This window comes from Actinoplanes subtropicus, assembly GCF_000721705.1.
Classification (GTDB): domain Bacteria; phylum Actinomycetota; class Actinomycetes; order Mycobacteriales; family Micromonosporaceae; genus Actinoplanes; species Actinoplanes subtropicus.
The window spans coordinates 161,088-183,911 of the sequence record NZ_JOJL01000021.1 but is presented as its reverse complement, the minus strand read 5'-3'; the positions used below and the strand labels follow the sequence as shown (position 1 = coordinate 183,911).

The 22,824-nt window shown below is 72.3% G+C and carries 16 protein-coding genes; 11 read left to right on the top strand and 5 right to left on the bottom strand.

Features of this window, described 5'->3' with window-relative positions; genetic code table 11:
• Nucleotides 1-2 precede the first annotated feature (2 nt).
• Both mgrA and IH26_RS0128110 read left to right on the top strand, forming a co-directional pair.
• A complete protein-coding gene (gene mgrA / locus IH26_RS0128115; RefSeq protein ID WP_030439248.1) occupies nt 3-1,025 on the top strand; it encodes an L-glyceraldehyde 3-phosphate reductase in 1,023 nt (340 codons plus the stop codon).
• Nucleotides 1,026-1,044: 19 nt separating this feature from the next.
• Nucleotides 1,045-1,575 (top strand): alpha/beta hydrolase, encoded by a 531-nt coding sequence (locus tag IH26_RS0128110; RefSeq protein ID WP_030439247.1) that lies wholly within the window; start codon nt 1,045-1,047, stop codon nt 1,573-1,575.
• 19 nt (nt 1,576-1,594) lie between these two features.
• On the opposite strand, the gene metH is transcribed toward IH26_RS0128110, so the two are convergent.
• Together metH and IH26_RS0128100 are read right to left on the bottom strand one after the other, a co-directional pair.
• Entirely contained in the window at nt 1,595-5,206 is a 3,612-nt protein-coding gene (metH, locus tag IH26_RS0128105) for a methionine synthase (RefSeq protein ID WP_084599157.1), read from the bottom strand.
• A gap of 150 nt (nt 5,207-5,356) precedes the next feature.
• Nucleotides 5,357-7,045, bottom strand: coding sequence for a bifunctional 3'-5' exonuclease/DNA polymerase (locus IH26_RS0128100; protein WP_030439245.1), 1,689 nt, complete (start codon nt 7,043-7,045; stop codon nt 5,357-5,359).
• Nucleotides 7,046-7,134: 89 nt separating this feature from the next.
• On the opposite strand from IH26_RS0128100, the gene IH26_RS0128095 reads away from it, so the two are divergent.
• The 4 genes from IH26_RS0128095 to IH26_RS0128080 are packed head-to-tail and all read left to right on the top strand — an operon-like array spanning nt 7,135 to nt 10,880.
• Nucleotides 7,135-7,803, top strand: a complete 669-nt coding sequence (locus tag IH26_RS0128095; RefSeq protein ID WP_030439244.1) for a response regulator transcription factor — start codon at nt 7,135-7,137, stop codon at nt 7,801-7,803.
• Entirely contained in the window at nt 7,800-9,173 is a 1,374-nt protein-coding gene (locus tag IH26_RS0128090; protein ID WP_030439243.1) for a sensor histidine kinase, read from the top strand. Before IH26_RS0128095 ends, IH26_RS0128090 begins: the two co-directional genes overlap by 4 nt.
• A gap of 34 nt (nt 9,174-9,207) precedes the next feature.
• Nucleotides 9,208-10,113 carry an ABC transporter ATP-binding protein gene (locus IH26_RS0128085; RefSeq protein ID WP_030439242.1) on the top strand — a complete coding sequence of 302 codons (906 nt, stop codon included), beginning with the start codon at nt 9,208-9,210 and terminating at the stop codon, nt 10,111-10,113.
• A complete protein-coding gene (locus IH26_RS0128080; RefSeq protein ID WP_030439241.1) occupies nt 10,110-10,880 on the top strand; it encodes an ABC transporter permease in 771 nt (256 codons plus the stop codon). Before IH26_RS0128085 ends, IH26_RS0128080 begins: the two co-directional genes overlap by 4 nt.
• A 103-nt stretch (nt 10,881-10,983) precedes the next feature.
• Here IH26_RS0128080 and IH26_RS0128075 read toward each other — a convergent pair whose 3' ends face one another.
• A complete protein-coding gene (locus IH26_RS0128075; RefSeq protein WP_030439240.1) occupies nt 10,984-11,811 on the bottom strand; it encodes a metal-dependent hydrolase in 828 nt (275 codons plus the stop codon).
• 95 nt (nt 11,812-11,906) lie between these two features.
• The gene (locus tag IH26_RS0128070) at nt 11,907-12,350 is read right to left on the bottom strand and encodes a DUF1707 domain-containing protein (protein WP_030439239.1); all 444 of its coding nucleotides are present in this window, start codon (nt 12,348-12,350) and stop codon (nt 11,907-11,909) included.
• A gap of 196 nt (nt 12,351-12,546) precedes the next feature.
• Here IH26_RS0128070 and IH26_RS0128065 point away from each other — a divergent pair, with 196 nt between their 5' ends.
• The 4 genes from IH26_RS0128065 to IH26_RS56205 all read left to right on the top strand — a co-directional run bounded on the left by IH26_RS0128065 (nt 12,547) and on the right by IH26_RS56205 (nt 18,233).
• Complete coding sequence (locus tag IH26_RS0128065) at nt 12,547-13,812, top strand: sensor histidine kinase (RefSeq protein WP_051808590.1); 1,266 nt, start codon at nt 12,547-12,549, stop codon at nt 13,810-13,812.
• Nucleotides 13,787-14,461, top strand: coding sequence for a response regulator (locus tag IH26_RS0128060; RefSeq protein ID WP_030439237.1), 675 nt, complete (start codon nt 13,787-13,789; stop codon nt 14,459-14,461). Before IH26_RS0128065 ends, IH26_RS0128060 begins: the two co-directional genes overlap by 26 nt.
• 69 nt (nt 14,462-14,530) lie before the next feature.
• A complete protein-coding gene (locus IH26_RS0128055) occupies nt 14,531-15,736 on the top strand; it encodes an FAD-dependent oxidoreductase (RefSeq protein ID WP_245665569.1) in 1,206 nt (401 codons plus the stop codon).
• A 40-nt stretch (nt 15,737-15,776) separates the two neighbouring features.
• Nucleotides 15,777-18,233, top strand: coding sequence for a hsp70 family protein (locus IH26_RS56205; protein ID WP_051808588.1), 2,457 nt, complete (start codon nt 15,777-15,779; stop codon nt 18,231-18,233).
• On the opposite strand, the gene IH26_RS0128045 is transcribed toward IH26_RS56205, so the two are convergent.
• Entirely contained in the window at nt 18,230-20,134 is a 1,905-nt protein-coding gene (locus tag IH26_RS0128045) for an amylo-alpha-1,6-glucosidase (RefSeq protein WP_034216177.1), read from the bottom strand. The genes IH26_RS56205 and IH26_RS0128045 overlap by 4 nt on opposite strands.
• 83 nt (nt 20,135-20,217) lie before the next feature.
• Between IH26_RS0128045 and IH26_RS0128040 the strand changes: the two genes are divergently transcribed.
• Complete coding sequence (locus tag IH26_RS0128040) at nt 20,218-22,824, top strand: MGH1-like glycoside hydrolase domain-containing protein (protein ID WP_245665567.1); 2,607 nt, start codon at nt 20,218-20,220, stop codon at nt 22,822-22,824.

The following is a 22,824-nucleotide window of genomic DNA, read 5'->3' as shown; positions in this document are numbered from 1 at the left end:
CCGTGTTCGAAGCTTCGGAAGACCGTTACGCATCGATGGAGTACCGCCGGACCGGCCGCAGCGGGCTCGAGCTGCCCGCCGTGTCGCTCGGCCTGTGGCACAACTTCGGCGACGACAAGCCGTTCGAGACCCAGCGGGACATCCTGCGGCGCGCCTTCGACCTCGGCATCACCCACTTCGACCTGGCCAACAATTACGGCCCGCCGTACGGCTCGGCGGAGCGGAACTTCGGCCGGCACCTGGCCGCTGATTTCGCTAAGTATCGCGATGAGTTGGTCATCTCTACCAAAGCGGGCTACGACATGTGGCCGGGGCCGTATGGCGAGTGGGGTTCGCGGAAATACCTCACCGCGTCGCTCGACCAGTCGCTGAAGCGGATGGGACTGGACTACGTCGACATCTTCTACTCGCACCGGCTCGACCCGGACACCCCGCTCGAGGAGACGATGGGTGCGCTGGCCTCGGCGGTCCGCGCCGGCAAGGCGCTCTATGTCGGGATTTCTTCGTATTCACCGGCCAAAACGGCCGAAGCGGCGGCCTTGTTGAAGGACCTCGGCACCCCGCTGCTGATCCACCAGCCGTCCTACTCGATGCTGAACCGCTGGATCGAGGACGGCCTGCTCGACGTCCTCGCCGACGTCGGCGCCGGCTGCATCGGCTTCTCGCCGCTGGCCCAGGGCATGCTGACCGACCGCTACCTCGGTGGCGTCCCGCAGGGCTCACGCGCCAGCGAGCAGAAGTCGCTCTCCGCCGACCTGCTCTCCTCGGACAATCTGGACAAAATCCGTGCGCTGAACGATATCGCCCAACACCGCGGCCAGTCGCTGGCCCAGATGGCGATCGCGTGGTCGATCCGAGACCCCCGGATGACGTCGGTGGTGCTGGGCGCGAGCAGCGTGGCCCAGCTGGAGAACAACGTGGCGTCCCTGGCCAACACGTCCTTCTCCGACGAGGAGCTGGCCGAGATCGACAAGTACGCCACCGAGTCCGGCATCAACCTGTGGGCGCGGTCGAGCGAGGTCTGACGGTCGCTATCGTGTGGCGATGACGGGGAAAGCGATCATCTTTCACGGCACCGGGGGTAATCCGGAGGTGGCGTGGTACCCGTGGCTGGCTGGGCGGCTTCGGGCGCGGGGGTTCGAGGTCGAGGTCCCGCACTATCCGGGGCTGAACGTCGAACCGATCGGGGCGTTTCTGCCGCGGGTGTTGGGGGCGCATCGGTTCGACGAGGAGACCGTGCTCGTGGGGCACTCGGGTGGGGCAGCGCTGTTGCTCGCGCTGCTCGAGCGGGTCTCGGTCGACCGGGCGTTCCTGGTCGCGGGGTATTGCACGCGGCCGAACGCGTCGGAGGAGCCGGTCCTGCGGGAGGAGTACGACTGGGACGCGATCCGGGCGCACGTGCGGGACATCTACTTCATCAACTCGGTGGTCGACCCGTACGGCTGCGATGCGGCGCAGGGGCGGGCCATGTTGGACCGGCTCGGCGGGACGCAGATCGTGCGGAACGACGGGCACTTCGGCGACTACGGCCAGCCCTTCGACGAGTTTCCGCTGCTGGAGCGGCTGATCTCGTAGCCGGGCCGGCCGTGGTGTCTCAGCCGATCTCGTACGCCAGGTTGGGGCGCAGCCAGCGCTCGGCCTCCTCGACCGCCATGCCGCGCCGGGCGGCGTAGTCGGTGATCTGGTCCTTGCCCAGGCGGCCGACGGTGAAGTAGCGGGACGCCGGGTTCGCGAAGATCAGGCCGCTGACGGCGGCGGCCGGGGTCATCGCGTACGACTCGGTGAGTCCGATGCCGATCGCCTCCGTGCCGAGCAGGTCGAAGAGGTCCTTCTTCTCGCTGTGGTCGGGGCTCGCGGGATAGCCGAGCGCCGGCCGGATGCCGCGGAACCGCTCGGCGTGCAGGTCCTCCAGCCGGGGCTGGGCGTCCGGCTCGAACCACTCGCGGCGGGCCTGGAGGTGCAGGTACTCGGCGAACGCCTCGGCCAGCCGGTCGGCCAGCGCCTTGACCATGATGGCCCGGTAGTCGTCCTTCTCGTCCTCGTAGCGCTTGGCCAGCTCGTCGGCGCCGTGGATCGCCACCGCGAAGCCACCGAGATGATCGTCCTTCGGCGCGATGTAGTCGGCCAGGCAGCGGTTCGCCCGGCCGGCCGGCTTCTGGGTCTGCTGGCGCAGCATCGGGAACTTCACGCCATTGTCGAGCACGATGTCGTCGCCCTCGGCGTGCGCGCCCCAGAAGCCGTACAGCCCCCGGGCCCGGAACGAGCCCTCCGCGATGATCTTGTCGAGCAGGGTGTTGGCGTCGTCCCACAGCTCGCGGGCGACCGGCTGCTCGAGGATCGCCGGGAACTTGCCCTTGAGCTCCCAGGCCAGGAACAGGAACGTCCAGTCGACCATCTCGCGCAGCTCGGCGATCGACGGCTCGACCACCCGCACCCCGGTGAAGGCCGGCGTCGGCAGCTCGCCGAAGTCGACCACCTCGCGGTTGGCCCGGGCCTGCTCGAGCGTGAGCAGCGGCTGGGCGTGCCGGTTGGCGTGCTGCTTGCGCAGCCGCTCCTGGTCGGCCCGGTTGGCCTGGTCGAGCTTCTCGGCGCGGTTCGGGTCGAGCAGGTCGGAGACCACGCCGACCACCCGGGAGGCGTCGAGCACGTGCACGGTCGAGGCGCCGTACGCCGGCGCGATCCGTACCGCGGTGTGCTGCTTGGAGGTGGTCGCCCCGCCGATCAGCAGCGGCAGCTTGAGGCCGCGCCGCTCCATCTCGGCGCCGACCGACACCATCTCGTCCAGCGACGGGGTGATCAGGCCGGACAGGCCGATCACGTCGGCGCCCTCGGCCACCGCGGTGTCCAGGATCTTCGCGGCCGGCACCATCACGCCGAGGTCGATCACCTCGTAGTTGTTGCAGCCCAGCACTACGCCGACGATGTTCTTGCCGATGTCGTGCACGTCGCCCTTGACCGTGGCCAGCACGACCTTGCCCTGGCCGCGGCCGGGCTGGACGATACCGGCGGCGAGCGCGCGCTCCTTCTCCTCCTCCATGAACGGCTCGAGGTAGGCCACCGAGCGCTTCATCACCCGGGCGCTCTTGACCACCTGCGGCAGGAACATCTTGCCGGAGCCGAACAGGTCGCCGACGATCTTCATGCCGTCCATCAGCGGGCCCTCGATCACCTCGAGCGGCCGGGGGAACTGCTGACGCGCCTCCTCGGTGTCCTCCTCGATGAAATCGACAATGCCATGCACGAGCGCGTACGAGAGGCGCTCGGCCACCGGCGCCTCCCGCCAGGACAGGTCGACCTCGCGCTGCTTGCCCTTGCCGGTGACGGTCGACGCGAACGCGACCAGCCGGTCGGTGGCGTCCTCGCGGCGGTCGAAGAGCACGTCCTCGACGAGCTCCAGCAGGTCGGCCGGGATGTCCTGGTAGACGGCGAGCTGGCCGGCGTTGACGATGCCCATGTCGAGGCCGGCCCGCACCGCGTGGAGCAGGAACGCCGAGTGCATCGCCTCGCGGACCACGTCGTTGCCGCGGAACGAGAACGACAGGTTGGAGATGCCGCCGCTGGTCCGGGCGCCGGGGCAGCGCTCCTTGATCAGCGGGAGCGCCTCGATGAACGCCTTCGCATACCCGTTGTGTTCCGCGATTCCGGTCGCGACCGCGAGGACGTTCGGGTCGAAGATGATGTCGTCGGGGGCGAAGCCCGCGTTGACCAGCAGGTCATAGGCGCGGCCACAGATCTGGACCTTGCGGTCGCGGGTGTCGGCCTGGCCCTGCTCGTCGAAGGCCATCACGACGACGCCGGCACCGAACTCGCGGATGCGGCGGGCGTGGTCGAGGAAGACCTCCTCGCCCTCCTTCAGGCTGATCGAGTTGACCACGCCCTTGCCCTGCACGCACTTGAGGCCCGCCTCGAGCACGCTCCACTTGGAGCTGTCGATCATGACGGGGATCCGGGCGACCTCGGGCTCGGTGGCGATGAGGTTGAGGAAGGTGGTCATCGCCTGCTCGCTGTCGAGCAGGTCGGCGTCCATGTTCACGTCGAGCAGGTTGGCGCCGCCGCGCACCTGGTCGAGGGCCACGTCGACGGCGCCCTGGTAGTTGTCCGCCTCGATCAGCCGGCGGAACCGGGCCGAGCCGGTGACGTTGGTCCGCTCGCCGATCATGACGAAGCCGGTGTCCGGGCCGATCGCGAACGGCTCGAGGCCGCTGAACCGGGTGGTCGGCGCGGGCGGGTCGATCTTCCGCCGCGCGTATTTTTTGACCGAATCGGCAATTTGTCCGATATGTGCGGGGGTGGTTCCGCAGCAGCCGCCGACGATGTTGACCAGGCCGTCCGCCGCGAAGCCGCTGACCAGCGCCGAGGTCTCGGCCGGGGTCTCGTCGTAGCCGCCGAACGCGTTGGGCAGGCCGGCGTTCGGGTGCGCGGCGACGAAGACGTCGGCGAGGCGGGCCAGCTCGGCCACGTGCGGGCGCATCTCGGTCGCGCCCAGCGAGCAGTTCACGCCCACGACCAGCGGGTGCGCCCGCTCGATCGAGCGCCAGAACGCCTCCACGGTCTGGCCGGAGAGCGTACGGCCGGAGAGGTCGACGATGGTTACCGAGATCCACAGCGGCAGCTCGGGGGCGACCTCGTGGGCGGCCGCGATCGCCGCCTTCGCGTTCAGCGTGTCGAAGATCGTCTCGATCAGCAGCAGGTCGACGCCGCCCTCGGCGAGTGCGGTGATCTGCTCCGCATACGCCGCCTTGACCTGGTCGAAGGTGACCGCCCGGTAGGACGGGTCGTCGACCTTGGGGGACAGCGACAGCGTGACGTTCAGCGGGCCGACCGAGCCGGCCACGAACCGGGGCTTGCCGTCGCGGTCCTCGGCCTCGGCGGCGGCCTCCCGGGCCAGCTGCGCGCCGCGGACGTTCATCTGCCGCACCAGCCCCTCGAGGCCGTAGTCGGCCTGGGCGATGCTGGTGGCGGTGAACGTGTTCGTCGTGGTGATGTCGGCGCCGGCCGCCAGGTACTGCCGGTGGACGTCGAGGATCACGTCGGGGCGGGTGAGGATGAGCAGGTCGGGATCGCCGGTCACGTCCTGCTCGTGCTCGGGCGGGATCAGCTCGCCGCGGTAGTCCGCCGGCTCGAGCTTGGCGCCCTGCAGCATCGTGCCCCACGCGCCGTCCAGCACCAGGATGCGCTCGCCCAGCAGGCGCTTCAGCTCAGCAATCCGGACACTGCGCTCAGCGTTTTTCAGCAAACCGACCACCTCCGCGTAGGTGACAACGGAGGCGCCCTTGGTCGGATTCACCGAGCGAGCGTGGCGGGTTTCACCCCGTTGCAGCGCCTCTCGCTTCGGACCATCCAAGGTACCGCACTATCACTTCGCGTCGGCGTACGCGCCAACTACTGAGACGTCGAGCGGGAACCGGACAGCGGTCTCCCCGAAGAGCAGCCGGCCGGCCTGGACGGCGGAGGCGGTCACCGCCTCGGCGACCTGGGCCGCCTCCTCCTCGGGACAGTGCACGACCACCTCGTCGTGCACGAACAGGACGAGCTCGGCCTTACTGCCCTCCAACGCCGTCCGCAAAGTCGCCAGCAGCACCAGCGCCCACTCGGCGGCGGTCGCCTGGACCACGAAGTTGCGGGTGAAGCGGCCCCGGGCCCGGCCGGACGCCCCGCCCTGCGGCGCCTCCGCCGAGCCGGCCTCCTCCGGCGGATCCAGCCCGCCCCCGCCGGCCTGCTCGGCTCGCCAGGCGGCCGCGGCCGGCGGGCAGGTGCGGCCCAGCCAGGAGCGGACCAGGCCGCCTGCCTCGCCGGTCCGGGCGGCGGCCTCGACGAACTCGAACGCCACCGGGTAGTGCCGCCGGAGGACGGCCAGCGCCGGGATCGCGGCGCCGCCAGTCTGCCCGTACATCGCGCCGAGCAGCGCGACCTTCGCCTTGCCGCGGTCGCCCTCGAACGAGTCGGTGGCGAGCGCCGCATACAGGTCGCCGGCCGCCGCCGCGGCGGCCAGGCGCTGGTCGCCGGAGACGGCGGCGAGCACCCGCGGCTCCAGCTGGCCCGCGTCGGCGACCACGAACCGCCAGCCCGGGTCGGCGATGACCGCGCGGCGCACCACCTTCGGCACCTGCAGGGCGCCGCCGCCGCGGGTCGCCCAGCGGCCGGAGACCACGCCGCCCGGAACGTACTCGGGGCGGAAGCGGCCGTCGCGCACCCAGGCGTCGCACCAGGCCCAGCCGTGCGCCGTCCAGATCCGATACAGCTCCTTGTATTCCAGCAACGGCCGCACGGCCGGGTGGTCGACCCGTTTCAGCACCCAGGCCCGGGTGTTCGGGATCTCCACGCCGTTGCGGGCGAAGGCGCGGACCACCTCGGCCGGGGAGTCGGGATGCAGGCCGCGCAGGCCGAGCGCCTCGTTGATCTCGGCGGTCAGCTCGGCGAGCCGGCGTGGCGGGCCGACCGGCTGGGGCGCGCCGAGCAGCTCGCGCAGCACCTCGTCGTGCACGTCGGCGCGCCAGGGCAGGCCGGCGTGGCCCATCTCGGCCCCGACCAGGGCGCCGGCCGACTCGGCGGCGACCAGCAGGCGGAACCGGCCGGGGTGCTCGGCGCCGCCGATGCGGGCGAGCTGATCCGCGTACACCCGCTGGACGGCCGCAAGCACGTCGAAGCCGGTGGCGGCCGGCGGAGCGGAAGTGGTCTCGAAGAGCGCGCCCTGGGCGAAGCCCGGCGGCTCCGGCTGGCGCGGTGGCGGATCGGGCGGCACCGGCAGGCCCAGCAGGCGCGCCCGGGCGGCGGCGAGCGACCGCGGCGCGCCCCAGCGACCGGCGTGGCCGAGCAGCAGCGCCTCGGTCAGCTCGAGATCGTGACAGCGGGCCACCCGCACCCCGGCGCGCAGCAGCGTGGGATAGAGCTCGGCGGTGGACGGCCACACCCAGCGCGGCTGGTCGGCGGCCTCGCGCTCGGCGATCGCGGCGGCGAGATCGGCGACCGGGCGCGGCGGACCGGCGGGCGACCCATCGGCCCGCAGGTCCTGAAGACGCCCATCAGGCGACACCGCTACCAGCACAAGCCCATTCTGCGGCCGGGGTACGACATTTAGCTTCGTCTGGGAAAACTCTCAGGGCCGTCTCAAGCGGTGCTCGATAGCCTCGGTGCATGGCCCGGCTGCTGGTGGTCGACGACGAGGACACCGTGCGCGGCCTGCTCGCCGACGCGCTGCGGTTCGCCGGGTTCGAGGTGGCCACGGCGGCCAGCGGCGACGAGGCGGTGCGCGGCGCGGCCGAGGACCCGCCCGACCTGATCCTGCTCGACGTGATGCTGCCCGGGATGGACGGGTTCGAGGTGGTGCGCCGGCTGCGGGCCGGCCGGCGGGACGTGCCGGTGCTGTTCCTCAGCGCCCGGGACGCGCCGGAGGACAAGGTCAACGGCCTGACGCTGGGTGGGGACGACTACGTGACCAAGCCCTTCCACCTGCCCGAGCTGGTCGCGCGGATCAGGGCGGTGCTGCGCCGGGCCGAGGGCGGCGGGCTCACCGTCGGCGACCTGACGCTCGACCCGCTCGACCAGGTGGTCAGCCGGGGCGGCGAGCGGGTGCGACTGTCGCCGACCGAGTTCCGGCTGCTGCACTGCCTGCTGGCGCACGCCGGGCAGACGGTGCCCAAGCAGCGGATCCTCGAGGAGGTCTGGCGGTACGACTTCGCCGGGGACACCAGCATCGTGGATACGTACATCAGCTATCTGCGCCGCAAGGTGGACACCGCCGAGCCCAAGCTGATCCACACCGTGCACGGCGTCGGCTATGTGCTGCGGGTGCCGCGCCGATGAGGGCCCGGCTGCTGCTGATCACGATGGCGCTGCTGGTGGTGGGGATCGTCGGCAGCGACGCGATCGTGCTCGGCGCGCTCCGGCGGCACCTGGTCGAGCGGGTGGACCGGCAGCTGATGCCGCTCGCCCAGCTGATGGCCCGGCTCGAGCCGTCGACGCTCGGGCCGCCCGGCGCGGATGTCACCCGGCAGCCGGGCGGCGGGCTCGACCTGGTCGCGGAGATGGCGATCGTCTATTTCGACCCGGCCGGCGCGGTGATCACGTCGGTGCACACCGGATCGGCGTTGCCCAGGCTGGCGGCGGCGCCGCGGTCGGCCTTCACCAGCGGGAACTGGCGGGCGGTGGTGGTGGCGCGGCCGGGCGGGGGCTCGGTGGCGGTGGCCGGCTCGTTGTCCGAGGTGAACGGGACCGTGCGGCGGCTGCAGCTGGTCTGCGCGATCACCGGGCTGGCGCTGATCGGGGCGCTGGGGGCGGCCGGGTGGTTCCTCGTACGGGCGGGGCTGCGGCCGCTGCGTACGATCGAGGAAACCGCCACCGCGATCGCCGCCGGCGATCTCACCCACCGGATTCCCGGCGGTGGGCACCCGGGCGCCGAGATCGATCGGCTGACCGCGGCGCTGAACGGGATGCTGGCCCAGCTCGAGCGGGCCTTCGAGGCGCGCGGGCAGTTCGTCGCGGATGTCAGCCACGAGCTGCGGACGCCGCTGTTCGGGATCAAGGGGTCCACCGAGCTGGCGTTGATGGGCGGGGCCTCGTCGCCGGTCGAGGTCGAGCGCACGCTGCGGCGGATCGACACCGAGGCGGGGCGGCTGGCGGCGCTGGTCGAGGATCTGTTGCTGCTGGCGCGGCTGGATGTGCGGGGGCCGGTGCTCGATCTCGCGCCGATGGACCTGCGGACGCTGGCGGCCTCGGCGCTGGGCGATCTGCGGGCGCTCGATCCCGGGCGGCCGGTGCGGATCACCGGGCCGGGCGGGGTGGGGGAGGGTGCGGCGGCGCCGGTGCTGGGGGATGAGGCGCGGTTGCGGCAGGTTGTCGTCAATTTGGTGGGGAATGTCCACGCGCACACGCCGCCGGGTGCGCCGGCTCGGATCGGGGTCGGCCGGGTCGGGTCGCATTCCATCCTGGAGATCGCCGACAGCGGACCCGGGATTTCGGCCGCCGAGGAAGATCGCTTGTTCGACCGCTTCCACCGCGGCGACGCGTCACGTAGCCGACAAAACGTAAATGTCGGTTATGGGCTGGGATTGGCGATCGTGCGGTCGCTGGTCGAGGCGCATGGTGGCCGGGTGGAGCTGGTTCGCGGCGGCGGCGATCCGGGGGCGACATTTCGGATATGTCTGGCGGGGTGGGAGGACTCTCAGAAGCTCTGACCCGGCACGCAGCGGCGCCCGCCACGCTCTCGGCATGATTGAACTGCGCGGACTCACGAAGCGCTTCGGCGACACCACCGCGGTCGACGATCTCACCTGCACGTTCCGGCCGGGCGTGGTCACCGGCTTTCTCGGGCCGAACGGCGCCGGCAAGACCACCACCATGCTGATGACGCTCGGCCTGCAGCGGCCGACCGCCGGGCGCGCACTCCTGGGCGGGCGGCACTACCGGGAGCTGCCCGTGCCGATGCGGGAGGTGGGGGCGCTGCTCGACGCGCGGGCCGTGCACCACTCCCGGTCGGGGCGTAACCACCTGCTGGCGCTGGCGACCAGCAACGGCCTGCCGCACCGCCGGGTCGACGAGGTGCTCGACCAGGTCGGCCTCACCGCGGTCGCGGGCAAGGCGGCCGGAACGTACTCGCTGGGCATGAGCCAGCGGCTCGGCATCGCCGGCGCCCTGCTCGGCGACCCGCCGATCCTGCTCTTCGACGAGCCGGTCAACGGGCTCGACCCGAGCGGGATCGCCTGGGCCCGGACGCTGATGCGCGACCTGGCCGCCGAGGGCCGGACCGTGGTCGTCTCCAGCCACCTGATGAGCGAGATGGAACAGACCGCCGACCATCTCGTGGTGATCGGCAAGGGGCGGCTGATCGCGGACACGTCGCTGCCCGACTTCCTCGCCTCCCAGGCCTCGGCGGGGGTGCTCGTGCGGGCCGCGGATGCCGGCTTCGCCGGGGCGCTGCGCGCGGCCGGAGCCCAGGTGGTCGCTCAGGGCGACGGCGGCTTGCTGGTCGGCGGGCTTGACGCGTACGCGGTGGGAAAGCTCGCCCTGGTGAGCGGAACGGTCCTCACCGAGCTCAGCCCGCGCCGAAGCTCGCTGGAAGAGGTCTTCATGGCGATGACCTCGGAGAGCGTCGAGTTCAGCGGGGGTGCGCGATGAGCGTCGTCCACTCGGAATGGATCAAGTTGCGTTCGCTGCGGTCGGTGGTGTGGACCTCGGCGACCGTCGTGGCCCTGATGGCCGGGCTGGGGGCGCTCTTCAGCCTCGGCAAGGCCCACGAGCTGGCAGTCTCCGGGACCGCGGCCGATCGGGCCGCCTTCGATCCGACCGCGGCCAGCCTGTCCGGCATCCTGCTCGTGCAGATCGCGGTGGGCGTGCTGGGCGTGCTCGTGGTGACCAGCGAGTTCGCGAGCGGCAGCATCCGGCCGAGCCTGGCGGCGGTGCCGGTGCGCGGGCGGTTGCTCGCGGCCAAGGCGGTGGCGGTGACCGCGGTGGCGCTGGTGATCGGGTGGGCCGGCGGGCTGGCGGCGTTCCTGCTGGGGCAGCGGGTCATCGTGGGGCAGGGGCTGGCGGCGGCCTCGCTCGGATCGGGGGCGGTCGATCGGGCGCTGTTCGGGGCGGGGCTGTACCTGGCGGTTACGGCGCTGTTCGGGCTCGCGGTGGGTGCGGTGCTGCGGTCGACCGCGGGCGCGCTGACGATCGTGATCGTGGTGATGCTGCTCGCGCCGATCTTCTCGGCGGCGCTGCCGGCGGCGGTGGCGAACTGGATGGCCAGGTGGTGGCCGTCGATGGCGGGGTTGCGGGTGGCCACCGTGGTGCCGGATCCGGCGGTGTTGGGGCCTTGGGCGGGGTTCGGGGTGCTCGCGGGGTTCGGGGCTTTGGTGCTGGCGGGTGCGTTCGCGGTCTTCGGCCGGCGGGACGTGTAGTTGCCACGCCGAGCGAGATACTAGCTAGGCGAGATACTAGCTGGGCGAGATACTCGCTCGGCTGGTATCTCGCTCAGCGGCCGGTCGCTATGGCAAGGTGACGTCAGTGGCCCCGGTCGGCGAACGCGTCGAATTCGAAGCGGTGCAGCAACTGCGGGGCGAACAGCGCCGCGATCGCCAGCAGCGCCACCAGCGTGAACGCCGTCCGCAGCACGATCGTCTCGGTCTTCCCGCCCACCTTGACCGCTATCCCGTTGGGCACGCCGATCATCCGCCACATGCGACGGCCCGTCGGGATCGGCCACAGGATCGGCACCCCGGCCGTCGTGATGATGTCGCCGAGCAGGTGGACGACACAGCCGAACCCGACCGCGAAGCCGAGCAGCGGATAGCCGCGATCGCCCGGCAGCCGGGCCGCGGTGAACACGGCGATCGCCGCCGCGCACAACGTCACGATCAGCCAGCCCGCGCGCTCGGCCCACTTGTCGAACAGGCCACGCAGCGCCATCCCGGCCATGACGAAGATGATGCCGACGACCGCCCACTTGCCGAAGTGCGCGGCGAGCGCGGTCGTCCCCCACCCGATCAGCGCGGCGAACGGCAGCGTGTGGGCGAAGGTGCGGTGCCCGTTACGCCGGTGCGGGTCGTGGCGCATGCGGGTGGCGCTGTAGATGCCGAGCGACACCTTCTCGATCACCTCGGCCACGAACAGCGAGAACACGCCGAACGTGTGGGCCACGGTGGCGCCGCCCTGGTTGGTGGTGACCCGGCCGGACAGGTCCAGGTCGGGCAGCAGCGCGCCGCCCGCGCATACCGTGGCGCCGAGCCCGATCGCCAGCGGCGACTGGTGGTAGCCCGCGAAGTTGTCCAGCGCCCAACTGCCGGCCAGCCAGGCGGCCGCCCCGGACAGGGCGTGCGACGGACCCATCATCTGTTTGTTGACCCCTCCCCGGCGAAACCAAGCAACTTTCGCAGAGCGGGGAGGGGCGATCAACGACCCGTACGTCCACTATGGAGCGTGCGCGGTCACCGATAATGCGGCGCGTTCCAGGGGGCGACCCGGTACTGATAGCCGTAGCTGCGCCAGCGCGCGTGCCGCGCCAGACCCATGACCAGGAACAGCAGTGGGAAGGCCGGCCAGAAGAAGTGCGCGCCGGAGAGCACCCACAGGCCGGTCAGGAAGAGCGCCGTCAGCACCACGAAGCTGGCGTGCCGGCGCAGGTGTCGGCGTGTCGCGAGACGCGCCTGCGGCGTGTCCGCCAGAGCACGCCGGCCACCATCGGGGAGATCGGCCGTCAGCGGGCCGAGCTCGTCGCGATACTTTGCCGCGTACGCGGAGGCCAGGCGTTCCTCGCCCTCCTCCAGATTCAACCGCCCCTCGGACATCGCCGCCCGCAGGATCTCGGCGATCTGCTCGCGTTCCTGATCGGAGGTGCGCATCCGGGCCGGGCCGTTCCAGTTCTCGCTCATGTCACCAGAGTCCGCTCGTCTCGCCCTCCGGGCGTCGGCTCGCCGTCGCATCTTTGATGCGGCTTTTCGGTGCTTGCGCGGCTTTTCCCGTACGTCCGGGGACCGTCCCGTACGACCTGGGTCGTACGTCGCCCGTCCCCGGGATCAGACCACGCTCCGATGCGGCGCCGTCACGGGTTGCCGTAGGTTCGGCCGCATGGAAGAAACACGCCCCTGGGGGCCACCGTGGCGGCATGATCGCCGCACCGGGCGGTTCCATCCCCGGGTCGGGGCCGGCGCCGCCGTGGTGGCCGGCTTCTTCCAGGTCGCCGGGGCCAACAACGCCGCGGCCGGCGACGGGGTCTATCGGGCGATGACCCCGCTGGTCTACGCGCTGTTGCTGGTCGGCCCGTTCATGCTGCTGTGGCGGTGGCGGTTCCCCGTCGCGGCCTTCGTGGTGTCCGCGGCGGCGTCCCTCGGGTTCGCCACCTTCGCCGCGCCGCGCTGGACGATCGCGGTCGCCCCCGGCGTCGCCCTGTTCAACCTGGCCAAGCGCGGCCACGCCCGGGCCGCGATCGTCTGCGCCGCGGTCGGCTACGGGGCTTATCTTGCCGTCTGCTGGGTCTTCGCCGGCCAGCTCGGCGTGCCCGCCGGCGCCCGGGCCGACCTGCCCTCGGCGGTGGCGCTGGCGGCCGGGTTCGCGTTGCTGATCTTCACCGGCGGGGCGGCCAAGGCCCGCGGGGAGTACATGGCCCAGATGATGAAGGTGCGGGCCGAGCGGGCCCGGGCCAAGGAGGAGCAGGAGCGGCGGCAGGCCTCGGAGGAGCGGCTGCGGATCGCCCGCGAGCTGCACGACGTGCTCGGCCACCACCTGTCGCTGATCAACGTGCAGGCCGGCGTCGGCCTGCACCTGATGGACAGCCGCCCCGAGCAGGCGCGCGAGGCGCTCACGGCGATCAAGACGGCGAGCGCCGAGGCGCTGCGCGAGGTGCGCTCGGTGCTCGACGTGATGCGCGCCGACGACGAGGCGGCCCCGCGCCAGCCGGCCGTCGGCCTGGGCCGCCTGGGCGACCTCACGGCCGACGCGGGCCTGCCGATCACCACCAACGTCACCGGCGACGAGCGCCCGCTGCCCGCCGAGGTCGACCGCGCGGCGTATCGGATCGTGCAGGAGGCGCTGACCAACGTCCGCAAGCACGCCGGCGCCGGGGCGACCGCCTCGATCGCGGTCGACTACCTGCCGACGGCGCTGCACCTGGCGATCCGCAACGAGGGCCCGTCGGTCGAGGCGGCCGACGCCCCCTCGGGCGAGGGCACCGGCATCGCCGGCATGCGCGAGCGGGCGCAGAGCCTGGGCGGCAGCGTCGAGGCCGGCCCGGTCGACGGCGGCTTCCTGGTGTCCGTGCTGCTGCCCACCCCCGACACCATGACCACGATCGCGATGGCGGGAGGGCCGGATGATCTCGGTGTTGCTGGCGGATGACCAGGCGCTGGTGCGGGCGGGCTTCCGGGCCCTGCTCAACGCCGAGCCGGATATCCAGGTGGTGGCCGAGGCGGCCGACGGGCTGGAGGCGGTGAAACAGGCGCAGCAGACCCATCCCGACGTCGTGCTGATGGATATCCGGATGCCGGGGGTGGACGGGCTCGAGGCGACCAAGCGGATCGCCGCCGACCCGGCGCTGGCCGAGACCCGGGTGGTCATCCTCACCACGTTCGAGCTGGATGAGTATGTCTTCGAGGCGTTGCGGACCGGGGCCTCCGGGTTCCTGGTCAAGGACACCGAGCCGGTCGACCTGCTGCGCGGCGTGCGGGCGGTGGCGGCGGGGGACGCGCTGCTGTCGCCGAGCGTGACCCGCCGGGTGATCGGCGAGTTCGCGGGAAAGGGCGCGCAGAGCCGGCCGATCGCGCAGCCGGCCCAGCTCGACCTGTTGACCGACCGCGAGCGGGAGGTGCTGGTGCTGGTCGCGGAGGGCCTTTCCAACGACGAGATCGCCGCCCGCCTGGTGATCAGCCCGGCGACCGCGAAAACCCACGTCAGCCGCACGATGATCAAGCTGGGCGCGCGGGACAGGGCGCAGTTGGTCGTCTACGCCTACGAGGCCGGCCTGATCCGCCCGGGCTGGCTGACCTGAGCTGAGTGAGCCGTCCCCCATGCTGGGTCTGGCGCATCGCGAACGCGTTCGTTACGATCGTGTTTGGCAATGGCGAACGCGTTCGTCAGGAACACGTTCTGGACGGATGGGGAGATCATGGGCAAGCCGGAGATCGCGATCGTCGGGGCCGGGCTGGGTGGGCTGATGCTGGCGCGGACGCTGCATGTGTACGGCATTCGGGCGACCATCTATGAGCTCGACGAGTCGCCGAGTGCGCGCACGCAGGGCGGGATGTTGGACATCCACGAGGAGGACGGGCAGGTCGCGCTGTGGGAGGCGGGGCTGATCGAGCAGTTCCGGGCGGTCATCCACGTCGGCGGGCAGGCCACCCGGGTGCTCGATCGGGAGGGTGCCGTCCACGTCGACGAGCCGGACGATCCGGCACGGGGGCGGCCCGAGGTCGAGCGGGGGCGGCTGCGGCGGATTCTGCTCGAATCGTTGCCGGCCGGGACGATCCGGTGGGGCAGCGGGGTCACGGCGGCGCGCCGGCGGGCGGACGGGCGGGCCGAACTCGTGCTGACCGGCGGCGGGACGGTGACCGCCGACCTGCTCGTCGGGGCCGACGGGGCCTGGTCGCGGGTGCGGGCGCTGCTCACCGACGCGGTGCCGGAGTATCTCGGGGTCTCCTTCGTCGAGTTGGACCACCTCGACGCCGACCGGCGGCACCCGGGGCCGGCCAAGGTGGTCGGTGGCGGGATGCTGTTCGCGCTCGGCGCCGGGCAGGGCTTCCTCGGGCACCGGGAGCCGGACGGCAGCCTGCACGTCGCCGCCGCGCTGCGGAAGCCGGCGGGCTGGCTCGACGGCGTCGACTGGGCCGACCCGCGTACGGGCAAGGCGGTCCTGCTCGACGAGTTCGCCGGGTGGGCGCCCGAGCTGCTCGACCTGATCCGGGAGGCGGACGGCGGGCTGACCCCGCGGGCGATCCACGGGCTGCCGATCGCGCACCGCTGGGCCCTTACGCCGGGCGTGACCCTCGTCGGCGACGCCGCCCACCTGATGTCGCCGTTCGCCGGGGCGGGCGCCAACCTCGCCCTGATGGACGGTGCCGACCTGGGCCGGGCCATCGCCGCGCACCCGGGTGACCTGGCCGCGGCGGTGGCGACCTACGAGGCGCCGATGATCGCCCGGGCCGCCGAGATCGCCACCCAGGCCGTCCGGAGCCTGGAGATGTGCTTCCGCGACGACGCCCCGCAGGGGTTGGTCGAGTTCTTCGGGCAGATGGCCGGGCCGGAGACGGCGGGCCGACAGCTCTGAGGGATTCTCAGGTTCGACCCGCGCTCTTAGCATTTGAGGGGTGGTGGAGTACGGCCTCGGGATCGATCTCGGGACGACTTTCACGGCCGCCGCGGTCAACGTGGACGGTTCGCTGACGGCCGTCCCGCTCGGTTCGCCGGGGCCGGAGATGCTCACCCTGGTCTATCGCCCCGAGGACGGCGAGCCGCTGGTCGGCGAGGCGGCGCAGCGGCGCGGCGACACCGGCCCGGCCCGGCTGGCCCGGGAGTTCAAGCGGCGGATCGGCGACCCGGTGCCGGTCGGCGCCGGCGAGTCGCCGCCGGCCGCTCGGGATCTGGCCGCGCACGAGCTGGCCGCCGTGCTGCTGCGCCAGGTGGCCGCCACCGCCGCCGAGGGGCGGGACGGGCCGCCGAGCCGGGTCGTGCTCACCCACCCGGCCAACTGGGGCTGGTACAAGCGGGACCGGCTGCTCGAGGCGGCCCGGCTGGCCGGCCTGCCGGCGGTGACTCTGTGCTCCGAGCCGGAGGCCGCGGCGGCGAGCTACGCGGAGGGCACCCGGGTCGGGGTGGGCGAGACCATTCTCGTGTACGACCTGGGCGGCGGCACCTTCGACGCGGCCGTGCTGCTCAAGACCCCGGACGGCTTCGAGGTGCTCGGCGAGCCGCAGGGTGTCGAGAAGCTGGGCGGGGCCGACTTCGACGAGGCGGTGCTCGCTCTGGTGCGGTCGACGCTCGGCGACCGGCTGGCCGGGCTCGACCAGGACGATCCGGCCGTGCTCGAGGGGCTGGCCCGGCTGCGGCGCGGCTGCGTGGCGGCCAAGGAGGCGCTGTCCTTCGACACCCGGGCCGAGATCGAGGTGGAGCTGCCGCGGCTGCACACCCGGGTGAGCATCCGGCGGCACAGCCTCGAGGCGATGATCGGGCCGGCGATCCACGAGACCGTCGCGGCCGTCCGGCGGGCGCTGGATTCGGCGTCGGTGCCGGCCGGCGAGCTGCGCTGCGTGGTGCTGGCCGGCGGGTCGTCGCGGATTCCGCTCGTGCAGCAGATGGTGTCGAGCGCGCTCGGCCGCCCGGTCACCCTGCTCGACCATCCGGAGACGGGGGTCGCGATGGGCGCCGCCCTCCTCAGTGGGGCCCGGCCCGGCGAGGCCGCCGAGCCGACGCCGGCCGAGGAGCTTTTCCCGAACGGGCCGCTGCCCCCGGCCACCGTGGTCGGCCGGGCGTCGGTTCCCGGGCACGACCCGGAGTTGTTCCGGTCGCCGCCGGCGCACCGGGAGCCGACCTTGCCGCAGCATCCGGCCTGGCACGTGGAGAAGACGGCGCCGCACCCGGTGCAGCCGCCCCCCAAGGCACCGATCCCGATCCCGGAGCCGGCGAATGCGCGGCGACGGTCGTACCGCCGGCCGGTCGTCGGCGGGATCGCGGCGGTGCTGCTGGCCGCCACCGCGATCACCGCGGCCACGGCCTGGCCCCGGGATCGCGACCACCCGGGTGGCGCGCAGGCCGTGGGGAGCCGGCCGTCCGCGTCGGCGTCGGCCGCGGCGTCCGGGTCCGCGGCCGGGACCGAGGCCGGCCTGCTGTGGCGGGTGCCGACCGGGGTGTCGGCGACCGGGCCGCCGGCGGTCGGCCCCCAACTGGTCGTGGTGAGCGGGCAGGACGGGGTGCTGCGAGCCTTCCGGCGCGGGGACGGAACGCTCGACTGGCGGACCCAACTCGGCGCGGGGCTGCGGGTGTCGACCGGGATCGTCGGGGACGTGGTGGTGGCGAGCACCGGCGGCGGCGACGTGGCCGGGATCGACGCGAACGCCGGCACGGTGCTGTGGCGGCGGAACCTGGGCGCGCCGATCGGGGCGCGGCCGGCCACCAACGCGCAGTTCACCTACGTGGGCGGGCGGGACGGCGCGGTCGAGGCGTACCGGATCGGGGAAGGAAACCGGCGCTGGCGCCTGCGCACCAAGGGTGGGATAACGCAGGCTCCGCTGGTGACCGCCGGAACGGTGGTCGTCGCCGCCGGCGACGGGAAGCTGTACGGCCTGAGCCCGGGCGGCGGGAAGCGGTGGACCACGACGGTCGGCACGGTGACCGACGGGCCGCTCGCGGCCGGGGACGCGGCGTGCGTGGTGATCGACAACCGGAGCGTGCGGTGCGTCCGCGCGGACACCGGCGCCGCCCTGAACGGCATCGCGCAACCGGCCGCGATCGAGCGGATCGCCGGCGGTGGGCTCCTGCTCTACACGGCCGGCGCGGACGGCTCGATCGCCGGCTGGAACCCGGACACGGCGAAGGTGCTGTGGCGGTACCCCCGCTCGGGCAAGGCGGGCTTCCCGGCGCTGGGCAGCTCCGAGGTCGACGTGGCCTATCCCGACGGCACCCTGGCCGGGCTGGACGCGCGCAGCGGCGAGGAGCTCTGGCGCAACGCGACCGGCGACCACTTCGCGGTGGCGCCCAGCCCGGACGGGACCGAGATCTTCGCCGTCGGCGCGAAGGGCACGCTGTACGCGCTGAAACCGCCGGCCTAGAGGCGGCGGGCCCGCAGCGTCTCGGCCACCGACCAGGCCTGGAACGGGCAGCCGGTGGCCTCGTGCGGTGCGTCGCCGTCGGCCGTCTCGGAGACCGAGCCCAGCCCGTACTCGCCGAGGTGGTCGTCGGCGTCCGAGATGGTCTGGTCGGCGGAGACGCCGAGCCGGCGCCACGCGGCCACGAACGGCCCGGTCAGCCAGGGCCAGACCGTGCCGGTGTGGTACGCCGTGTCGCGCGCCGCCGGGCCGCCGCGGTGCACGCCGTGGTAGCCGGGCGCGCCGGGGGCGAGGCTGCGCAGCCCGAGCGGGGTCATCAGCGCCGAGCCGATCGCCTGCAGGGTGGCCGGTTCCGGGCGCAGCGGCGCGTACGGCAGCGACCAGGCCAGCAGCTGGTTGGGCCGCAGCGTGGCGTCGTCGCCCGCCGGGCCGTCCACCACGTCGTACAGCCAGCCGCTCGGGGCGGGGAAGCGCCGGGTGAACCCGGCCAGCGCCTCGGGATGGGCCCGGACCGCCGCGCCGGCCCCGGTCCGCGCCTGCCAGGCCAGCTTGATCACGGTGGCCAGCCCGTTCACCCAGAGCGCGTTGACCTCGACCGGCTTGCCCGTCCGCGGGGTCACCGGCACCCCGTCCACCCGGGCATCCATCCAGGTCAGCGCCTCGCCGGGGACGCCCTGGCGGAGCAGGCCGTCGATCGGGTCGGTGCCGATGCCGTACCGGGTGCCCTTGAGATGGTGGTCGATCACGTCGAGCAGGGCGGGCAGCAGCTGCGCGGCGAGGTCGAAGTCGCCGGTGGTGGCCACGTGCCGGCCGACCGCGTGCAGGAACCACAGGGTGCCGTCCGCGGTGTTGTACTCGACGCTGCCGGTGTCCGCGGTGTTCGCCAGCATTCCCTCGGAGAGCGTTCCGGCGTACGAGATCAGCAGCTCCCGCCCCTCGGCGACCCGGTTGGTGGTCAGGAACAGGCCCTCGTAGCTGAGCATGGTGTCCCGCGACCACGCGCCGAACCACGGGTACCCGGCCACCACGTCGACGCCGGCCCGGGTCCGCACGATGAACGCGTCGGCCGCCAGCGCGAGGGTGGCCTGCGCGTCGTCGGCCGGCTGCGCGGCGAGGACCACCGCGCGGTTGCGCCGCCGGGCCTCGCCGACCACCTGCACCGGGCTCGGCGGCTGGTCGTCCGGGTCGCCGGCCCAGGCGCAGACCTCGGCGGTGGCGCCCGGCTGCCGCAGTTCGGCGTGGAAGCCTCCGGCGTACCACAGGTCCTCTTGGGGTGGAAGGCCGCGCGCCGCCTCCGTGCGGTGCCGCACCCCGCGCCACCAGGCACCCACCGCGCGGAAGTCCGGGCCGCGCAAGCGGTACGCCCGCTCGACCACGCACCCGTTCTCGTCGGACTCGACGGTCGGCGCCGGGCCGGACGCGGTGCGCTCGCCGTGGATGTCCCGCCAGGTGACCAGCGCCTCCAGGGACAGGCTGACCGGGCCGCCGGTGAGCAGCCGGTGCACCACGGCGACCGCGGGCCGGCCGTGCACCATCGCGATCTCCCGCTCGAGCACCACGTCGCCGATCCGCCAGCGCCACCGGGGCAGGCCGTCGACCAGCTCGAAGCCGGCGAGAAGTTCGTGCCCGCGTGGGGCGATCGTCCCGTCCGCCCACTCGTGCGTGGCGAGCCGCACCGACGCGCCCGAGGGCAGGGTGACGATCGGGTCGAGCGCGGCCAGCCCCAGACGGCGGGTGGCCGGTGTGTCCCCGGCCACGATCAGCAGACCGTGGTAGCGGCGCGTGCGCAGCCCGCTTACCGTGCCCATTGCGTAGCCGCCGCGGCCGTCGGTCAGCAGCCACTCCCGGGACGAGCCCTCGTCGACGTTCCCGCACACCTGGGGGCCGAACGCGAGGCGACGCACGGTAGCCACTAGATGACCTCCAGTTCTCGGGCACAATCGATCGGGACGGTAACTATCTCAGCGATGTGGGGGTGAGACACGGCGTGGAGCACTTGCGCTTGGCGCAGGCCGACTCCGGTGAGTTGCCGTGGCGCTCGTGGGGCCCCTACCTGGCCGAGCGTGCCTGGGGCACGGTTCGGGAGGACTACAGCGAGCACGGTACGGCGTGGGACTACTTCCCGCACGATCATGCGCGGTCCCGAGCGTACCGGTGGAACGACGACGGCATGGGCGGCATCTGCGACGAACGGCAGACGTTCTGCTTCGCGCTGGCCCTGTGGAACGGCGAGGACCCGATCCTGAAGGAGCGGATGTTCGGGCTCGGCGGCGACGGCGGCAACCACGGCGAGGACGCCAAGGAATACTGGTGGTACCAGGACTCGACGCCGACCCACTCGTGGATGCGCTGGCGGTACCACTATCCGCAGCAGGAGTTCCCGTACGACGAACTGGTCCGGGTGAACGGCCAGCGGTCCCGCGAGGAGCCCGAGTACGAACTGGTCGACACCGGCGTCTTCGACGAGGACCGGTACTGGGCCGTCACCGTCGATTACGCCAAGGCCACGCCGACCGACATGTGCATCGCCGTCACGGTGGCCAATCGCGGACCGTCCGCCGCCACCCTGCACGTACTGCCGACTTTGTGGTTCCGCAACACCTGGTCGTGGGGCCTGCCCAACCGCCCCAAGCCGTCGCTCGCCGGCCACCCCGGCCGCCTCGCCGGGACGCACCGCACGCTCGGCCACATCACGCTGGCGGGTTCCGGCGAACCGCCCGCGCTCGTCTGCGACAACGAGACGAACGCGCAGCGGCTGTGGGGGCAGCCGGGCACGACCATGTATCCCAAGGACGGCATCAACGACCACCTGATCGCGGACGCCCCGACCGTGAACCCGGCCGGAGTGGGGACCAAGGGCTCGCTGCATTATGTGCTGACCCTCGGGCCGGGCGAGTCTCGTACCCTGCGACTGCGGTTGGCCCAGTCGGACGACGTACTCTCTGATCTTGATCTTGATCTTGATCTTGGTTGGGAGACGGTGATGCGCCACCGGGCGGCCGAGGCGGACGAGTTCTTCGCCGAGATCATCCCGGCGGCGGCGACCCCCGAGGAGGCGGCCGTAGCGCGGCAGGGGATCGCCGGGCTGATGTGGGGCAAGCAGTTCTACCACTTCGACGTGAAGCAGTGGCTGACCGGCGACCCCGGCTCCTCGCCACCCCCGCCGGGCCGCCGCTACGGGCGCAACAACGCGTGGTGGCACATGAACAGCTTCGACGTCGTCTCGATGCCCGACCCCTGGGAGTACCCCTGGTACGCGGCCTGGGACCTGGCGTTCCACTGCGTCTCGATCTCCCGCGTCGACCCCGGCTTCGCCAAGCAGCAGCTTCTGCTGCTGCTGCGGGAGTGGTATATGCACCCCAACGGCCAGATTCCCGCGTACGAGTGGGCCTTCGGCGACGTGAACCCGCCCGTGCACGCCTGGGCCGCGCTGCGGGTCTTCGAGATCGACGGCGGGCGCGACTTCGACTTCCTCGGCCGGGTCATGCACAAGCTGCTGCTGAACTTCACCTGGTGGGTCAACCGCAAAGACATCGGCGGCAACAACGTCTTCGAGGGCGGCTTCCTCGGCCTGGACAACGTCGGCCCGTTCGACCGGTCGGCCGCGCTTCCGGTGGCCGGGGTGCTCGAGCAGTCGGACGGCACCGGCTGGATGGCGATGTACGCGCTGAACCTGCTCGACATGGCAGTATGCCTGGCCCTCAACGACCGTACCTATGTGGACATGGCGACGAAGTTCTTCGAGCACTTCGCCTACATCGCCGAGGCCGCGTATCAACAGGGCCTGTGGGACGAGGAGGACAGCTTCTTCTACGACCAGCTGCGCCTGCCGGACGGGCACAAGCTGCCGCTGAAGGTGCGCTCGATCGTCGGCCTGCTGCCGCTGACCGCCACCACCCGGATCACCGCGGCCACCCTCAACCGGCTGCCCGAGCTGGCGAACCGCTTGCGCTGGCTGCGCTACTCCCAGGAGTACGCGGATGTGATCAGCGCCCGGCGGCTGTCCGCCGAGGGCCGCCAGCAACGCCTGCTGTCCATGGTGGGCCAGGACCAGCTGCTGCGGATTCTCGCGCGCATGCTGGACCCCGAGGAGTTCCTTTCGCCGTACGGGATAAGGACTCTTTCGCGCGCGCACCTGGAGAAACCGTTCACGGTCTCACTAGGAGGCTCCGATTTCACGGTCGGCTACGAGCCGGCGGAAAGCACGAGCGGCCTGTTCGGCGGCAATTCCAACTGGCGCGGCCCGATCTGGATGCCGGTCAACTACCTGCTGATCGAGGCCCTGCGCGAGTACGCGGCCTTCTTCGGCGACGACCTGCTGGCCGAGTATCCGACCGGCGCCCAGAAAAAGGTCCCGCTCTCCGCGATAGCCGACGACCTGTCCCGCCGCCTGATCTCCCTGTTCGTCCCGGACGAGAACGGCCACCGCCCGATCTACGGCGCCAACGAGTTCCTCCAGCGACACCCGGACTGGAAAGACCTGATCGTCTTCCCCGAGTACTTCCACGGCGACAACGGGGCCGGCCTGGGCGCCTGGCACCAGACCGGCTGGACCGCCCTGATCGTCGACCTGATCCTCACCCTGCCCCGCTGA